The sequence below is a fragment of the Rhizobacter sp. genome (genome assembly GCF_035702065.1).
Lineage (GTDB): Bacteria > Pseudomonadota > Gammaproteobacteria > Burkholderiales > Burkholderiaceae_C > Rhizobacter.
The window spans coordinates 1-6569 of record NZ_DASSRA010000244.1; the positions used below are offsets into that span (position 1 = coordinate 1).

Annotated in this window: 5 protein-coding genes; all 5 read left to right on the forward strand. The window is 70.8% G+C overall.

Annotated elements, in window-relative coordinates:
* Positions 1 to 7 precede the first annotated feature (7 nt).
* Positions 8 to 1195: an NAD(P)H-dependent flavin oxidoreductase gene (locus VFL64_RS11290; RefSeq protein WP_489540478.1), complete on the forward strand. Its 1188-nt coding sequence runs from the start codon at positions 8 to 10 to the stop codon at positions 1193 to 1195.
* 5 nt (positions 1196 to 1200) lie between these two features.
* Positions 1201 to 2427, forward strand: a complete 1227-nt coding sequence (locus tag VFL64_RS11295; protein WP_489540474.1) for an NnrS family protein — start codon at positions 1201 to 1203, stop codon at positions 2425 to 2427.
* A gap of 104 nt (positions 2428 to 2531) precedes the next feature.
* Positions 2532 to 4379: a PAS domain S-box protein gene (locus tag VFL64_RS11300; protein ID WP_489540475.1), complete on the forward strand. Its 1848-nt coding sequence runs from the start codon at positions 2532 to 2534 to the stop codon at positions 4377 to 4379.
* Positions 4380 to 4386: 7 nt separating this feature from the next.
* A complete protein-coding gene (locus VFL64_RS11305; RefSeq protein WP_489540476.1) occupies positions 4387 to 5157 on the forward strand; it encodes a response regulator in 771 nt (256 codons plus the stop codon).
* A 105-nt stretch (positions 5158 to 5262) separates the two neighbouring features.
* Positions 5263 to 6569, forward strand: a 1307-nt coding sequence (locus VFL64_RS11310) for a methyl-accepting chemotaxis protein (protein ID WP_489540477.1), incomplete at its 3' end; no start/stop codon positions are given.

The following is a 6569-nucleotide window of genomic DNA, read 5'->3' on the forward strand; positions in this document are numbered from 1 at the left end:
ACCCGACCTGAAGACGCTGCTCGATGAGAGCGGACTGCCACCCCTGCGCCTGGCTGGGCGAACCTTGCTGCCCATCGTCCAGGGCGGCATGGGCATCGGCGTGTCGGCCCACCGCCTGGCCGGCAGCGTGGCGCGTGCGGGCGGCGTGGGCACGCTCAGCGCCGTCGACCTGCGGCGCCATCACCCCGACCTGATGGAGCGCACGCGCGGCCTGGGCTTCGGGGCTGAGGCCAAGGAGGCCATCAACGCGGCCAACCTCGAAGCCGTGTCACGCGAGATCGCCGCGGCACGCGTGCTGTCTGAAGGCCATGGCCTGCTGGCCATGAACGTGATGCGTGCGGTGAGCGACTACGCGCCCTACGTGCAGCAGTCGCTCGCGGCGGGCATCGACGCCATCGTGGTCGGTGCCGGCCTGCCGCTCGACCTGCCGGAACTCGCGGCCGATCACCCGCAGGTGGCGCTGGTGCCCATCCTGTCGGACTCGCGCGGCGTGAACCTCGTGGTGCGCAAGTGGGAGCGCAAGAAGCGCATGCCCGATGCCATCGTGCTCGAACACCCGGCCCATGCCGGCGGGCACCTCGGCGCGGCCAAGATCGACGACCTCCACGACCCGCGTTTCGACTTCGAGCGTGCGATCCCTGAAACCGTGGCCGTCCTGCGGGCGGCTGGCATCGAAGCCACCACGCCGGTGATCGCCGCCGGCGGCATCCGCAGCCTGGCCGACATCCGCCGCGTGCAGTCGCTGGGCGCGGCCGGCGTACAGCTGGGCACGCCCTTCGCCGTCACGCACGAATGCGATGCGCACGCCGAGTTCAAGCGCGTGCTGGCCGAAGCGCGCGAAGAAGACAAGGTCGAGTTCACCAGCGTGGCCGGCCTGCCCGCGCGCGCCGTGGCCACGCCCTGGCTGCGCGCCTACCTCAAGGCCGAAAAGCGCCTGCAGGCCGTGGCCCACGTCAAGCAGCGCTGCACCAAGGTGTTCGATTGCCTGGCCCAATGCGGCTTGCGCGACGGCAAGGCCGACTGGGGCCAGTTCTGCATCGACCAGCAGCTCGCCGCTGCCCTCAAGGGCGACCTGAAGGGCGGCCTCTTCTTCAGCGGCCGCGGTGCCCTGCCCTTCGGCCGCGAGATCCGCAGCGTGCACGAGTTGATCGTGCGGCTGCTCGGCGGCGACGCCCCCGCGCCGGCCCTCGCCTGAACACAGTGGTCGACACCTCCGGCTGGCAGCTGCGCAGGCTGCTGGCCGCGCCGCACCGCCTGTGCTTCTTCGCAGGGGCGCTGATGTTCGCGCTCAGCGCGGTGTGGTGGGCAGCTGTCTTGCTGGTTGGAAGCGTCACCTGGCAGGTGCCGTCCGGTGGCGCCCACGGCTGGTTGATGAGCGGCGGCTTCATGCCCATGTTCTTCGCGGGCTTTCTGTTCACTGCCGGGCCGCGCTGGCTGCAGCGCCCGCCCGTCTCGGCGCACAGCCTGCGCGTGCCGGTGGCGCTGCACCTGGCGGGCTGGGGCCTCTTCATGGCGGGCTGCCATCTGAGTGCCCTCGCCGCCGCCACCGGGATGGCGCTGGCCGCCACGGGCTACGGCCTCGTGAGCTGGCGTTTCGGCCGCATGCTGCGCGCCAGCCAGGCCACCGACACGCTCCATGCCCGCCTGTTGCTGGCGGCCTGCGCGATGGGGAGCGGCTTGCTGCTGACGGCCGCGGCGGGCCTCGCGGCAGGCAGGCCGCAGGTCGCGCAAGCGGCCCTGCACGCCAGCCTGTGGGCCGGCAACGCGCTCACCTTCGTGAGCGCTGTGCACCGCATGCTGCCCTTCTTCGGCGACGCCGCGCCCGACGCCTGGGTGCCCGAAGGCATGCTGCGCCTGTTGGTGGCCGCCGTGCTGGTGCAGGCGCTGCTGGCCGCGACTGAACTGCTGGGCTGGCCGTTGCCCAGGGCGCTTGTCGGCCTGCAGGCCCTGGGTGAAGCTGCCCTGGCCGGGCTGCTGCTGCAACTGGCGTGGCGCTCGCGCCGCCGGCCCAGCCCGTCGCTGCGGCTGCTCGCCATGCTGCACCTGGGCTTCACCTGGCTGGGGCTGGCCTTCGCGCTTGGCGCCGTGTCGCACGCGATGCGGTGGTGGGGCGATGCGGTGGGTCTGGGCCTGGCGCCCGTGCACGCGCTGGCCGCCGGCTTCATGGGCAGCACCTTGTTTGCGATGGTGGGACGGGTCTCCGCCGGCCACAGCGGCCGCACGGTGGCGGCCGATGCGCTGCTGTGGCGCTTGTTCTGGCTGCTGCAACTCGCCGTGGCCGGCCGGGTGATCGCAGCCCTGTGGGAGGCGGCGGCCGGCGTGTTGCTGCCCGCCGCGGCGCTGGCCTGGGCCACGGCCGCCACTGCGTGGGCGCTGCGCTACGGCCGCTGGTACGGCACGCCGCTTGCCAATGGACGAGGGGACTGACACGCGTTCTCCTGCCCGCGCGCTCTTTCCGGCTGAACCTGCACCACCTGACAGGTGACGTCGCCACCTGGGCGGCATACGCTGCGCCCCCAGGAGACAGCCGAATGAACACAGCCCAAGAAGGCATCGTCCTGGCCCACAACCCGGACGCGATCGCGCTGCTTGACCCGCTTGGGCGTGTGACTCATTGGAGCGCCGCCGCGCATGCCATGTTCGGCTACACCCCTGCCGAGGCCCTGGGTCAGGAGTTGCCCGTGCTCACCGTCTCGGACGAGCACCGCCCGGACTACGAGCAGCTGCTCCAGCGCGCGGTGCGCGACGGCAGCGCCATCGACGAGGCCGTTCGCCGCCGCAAGGATGGTTCGCGGCTGCACGTGAGCAGCGCCTTGCGGCACATGCCCAACGACTGGGGCAGCGGCGGCTACGTGGTCGCCATGCGCGACGTCACGGCGCTCAAGATCCGGCGCGACATGAAGGCAGTGGAAGCCCGCTACCGCGGGGTGCTGGAGCACACGCCGGACGCCATCCTCATCGTCAACGCCACCGGGCACATCGTGCTGGCCAACTCGCAGGCGCACGAGGTGTTCGGCCATGAGCCGCACTCGCTTGCCGGGCAGATCGTCGAGGTGCTGCTGCCGTCTCGCTACCGCTCCGGGCACCTTGCGCACCGCGCGAGCTTTCTGGCGCAGCCGCGGGTGCGGGTGATGGGCGCGGGGCTGGAGCTCTTCGGGCAGCGCCTCGGCGGTAGCGAGTTTCCGGTCGAGATCAGCCTGAGCCCGCTGGAGACCGACGAGGGCTCGATGGTGATGTGCGCCGTGCGCGACATGACCGACCGCCACGAGGCCCGCAGCAAGGCCGAGCGCCAGTTCCGCGACCTGCTCGAATCCGCCCCCGACGCCATGGTCATCGTCGACGCCGAGGGCCAGATGGTGCTGGTGAACAGCCAGGCGGTGAACCTCTTCGGCTGGTCGCGCGAAGAGATGCTGGGCCGCTCGGTCGACATGCTGGTGCCCGAGCGCTTCCGCGGCTCGCACGGCGGTCACCGCGGGCGCTTCTTCGAGCAGCCCAAGGTCAGGCGCATGGGGGCCGGCGTCGACCTGTACGGCCTGCGCAAGGACCGCAGCGAGTTCCCGGTGGAGATCAGCCTGAGCCCCATCCAGACCGAACAGGGCTTGCTGATCGCCAGCGCCATCCGCGACGCCACCGAGCGCCGCCGCGCCGAACAGGCCCTGCACGACGCCAACCGGCTCAAGAACGAGTTCCTGGCCAACATGAGCCACGAGCTGCGCACGCCGCTGAACGGCATCCTGGGCTTCTCCGAGTTGCTGATCGACGGCCGCCCCGGCCCGCTCAACACCAAGCAGCGCGAGTACCTGGAAGACGTGCACCACTGCGGCAAGCACCTGCTGCAGCTCATCAACGACGTGCTGGACCTCTCCAAGATCGAGGCCGGCAAGATGGAGGTCTACCCCGAAGACTTCTCGCCCGCCGAAGCCGCCTCGGCCGTGTGCGCGCTCGTCGCCCCGCTGGCACGCAAGAAGCAGCTGCGCCTGAACCCGCCACCGCCCACGGCGGTGGCGAGCGTGCGGCTGGACCCGCAGAAGTTCAAGCAGATCCTCTTCAATCTGCTGTCGAACGCCGTCAAGTTCACCGACCCGGGCGGCGAGGTCCGCGTCGCCATCCTGGAGGGCCCGGCGGGGTCGATGCGCGTGGAGGTCAGCGACACCGGCATCGGCATTTCCACGGACGACCTGACGCACCTCTTCGAAGCCTTCCACCAACTCGATGGTGGCGCGGCCCGCCGCTACGAAGGCAGCGGCCTGGGCCTGTCGCTCACGCGCAAGCTGGTGCTGCTGCACGGCGGAGACATCACCGTGACCAGCACGCCCGGCCAGGGCAGCACCTTCTCCGTGAGGCTGCCGCTCATCTATCACCAACCCGCCGCGGCGTGAGCCCACCATGGAAGCCCACATCCTCGTCGTCGACGACAACGCGCTGAACCGCAAGCTGGTGTGTGACCTGCTCGAAATGGAAGGCTTCACGGTCACGCCCTGCGTGGACGCCGAAGACGCCCTCGCCAAGCTGGCGCAAAGCGCCGTGCCCGACCTGATCCTGATGGACATCGCCCTGCCTGGCATGGACGGCCTCACGCTCACGCGGCAACTGCGCGGCGACGCCCGCTACGCCCAGGTGCCCATCGTGGCCCTGACCGCCTTCGCAATGAAGGGCGACAAGCAGAAGGCCCTGGACGCCGGCTGCACGGGCTACATCGCCAAGCCGATCGACACCCGGCGGCTGCCCAACCAGGTGCGTGAGCACCTGGCCGAGAGCCGCATCAGCGATGCCGGCCTGCGCATCATGATCGTGGAAGACCACCGCATCGACCTCAAGCTGGCCGGCGAGAGCGCACGCCTGAGCGGGCACGTGGTGCTCAGCAGCACCACGGCCGAGCAGGCCATTGCCAGCCTGGACGAGGGCCACCCGGACGTGGTGCTGCTCGACCTCAACCTGCCCGGCATGGACGGCCTGGCCTTCGTGCGCCGGATCAAGGCCGACCCGCAGACCCGGCACCTGCCGGTGGTGGCCGTGACGGCCTACCCCGACAAGTACCTGCGCGAGGAACTGCTCGCCGCCGGCTGCGCGTCTTACCTGGTCAAGCCCATCGACATGCAGCTGCTCCTGCTCGAGCTTGAGAGGGCGTCCTCCGCGTCGGCCAGCCCGCGTGATTGACCTGGATCAAGCTTCTGAACATTTCCCCTTCAGACCCAAGGGGATTCGCCGATCCAGAAGAGGCGCCGACGCGGCGTGCCTTTCGCAGTTCCCTGTCCCCTTCCCATGCGTCACACGGGCCCCGTTACCCAGACCGAGCACCTGATCTCTCCCGAGCGTTGCCTCGTGTCCACCACCGACCTCAAAGGTCGCATCACCTACTGCAACCCGGCCTTCATCGAAGCCAGCGGCTATGCCCGCGAGGAGCTGCTGGGCAAGCCCCACAACCTCATCCGCCACCCCGACATGCCCGCCGAGGCCTTCCGCGACATGTGGGCCACCATCGCGAGCGGCCGGCCGTGGTCGGCGCTGGTGAAGAACCGCCGCAAGAACGGCGACCACTACTGGGTGCGGGCCAACGTCACGCCGCTGATGGAAGGCGACGCCCCCATCGGCTACATGTCGGTACGCAGCGTGCCCGACCGGCAGGCGGTGGCCGCAGCCGAGGCGCTGTACCGCCGCATGAACGAGGCCACGGCGCAAGGTGTGCCGACCGTGCGCTTTGCCGCCGGCCGCGCCGTGCTCCCCGGCTGGAAGGGGCGTGCCGCCGCGGCCACCCATTGGCTGCGCACGCGTGGGCTGCTGCTGGGCTCGGGCGCCCTGGCCCTCGCCGGCTTCGGCCTGGGGGCAGTGCTGCCCGGCGCCTTTGGCGCGGTTCTCGCCGTTGTGCTCGGTGCGGCCTGCGCCGCCTTCGCACGGCATCGGCTGGAGCGCCCGCTGCGCGGGCTGCTGACGGCCGCGCGGCGCATGGCCGCCGGCGACCTGCGCCAGCGCATCGAGGTCGACGCCCTCGGGGTGGCGGGCGAGCTCCAGGTCGCCCTGGCGCAGCTCAACGTCAACCTGCAGTCCATCGTGGGCGACGCGCGCCTGGAGGTGAACCGCATGCAGGACTCGATCCGCGAGATCGCAGACGGCAACCAGGACATGTCGGAGCGCACCGAGTCGCAGGCCAGCAACCTCGAACAGACCGCGGCCTCGATGGAAGAGATCACCGGCACCGTGCGCCAGGGTGCCGACACCGCCCGCGAGGCCGCGGTGCTCGCCGACGCCGTGACGCAAGAGACCGACGCCAGCACGCAGGCGGTGCTGCGCGTGTCGGACACCATGCACGGCATCGGCGAATCGTCGCGCCGCATCGGCGACATCTCGGGTGTCATCGACGGCATCGCCTTCCAGACCAACCTGCTGGCCTTGAACGCCGCCGTCGAAGCGGCGCGCGTGGGCGAACAGGGCAAGGGCTTCGGCGTGGTGGCGGCCGAGGTGCGCAGCCTGGCGCAGCGCACTGCCGAGGCGGCCCGTGAGATCCGCGGGCTGGTGCAGTCGGCCCAGGGCCACATCGAGTCGGGCGTGAAAGAAGCCGATGCGGCTGCCTC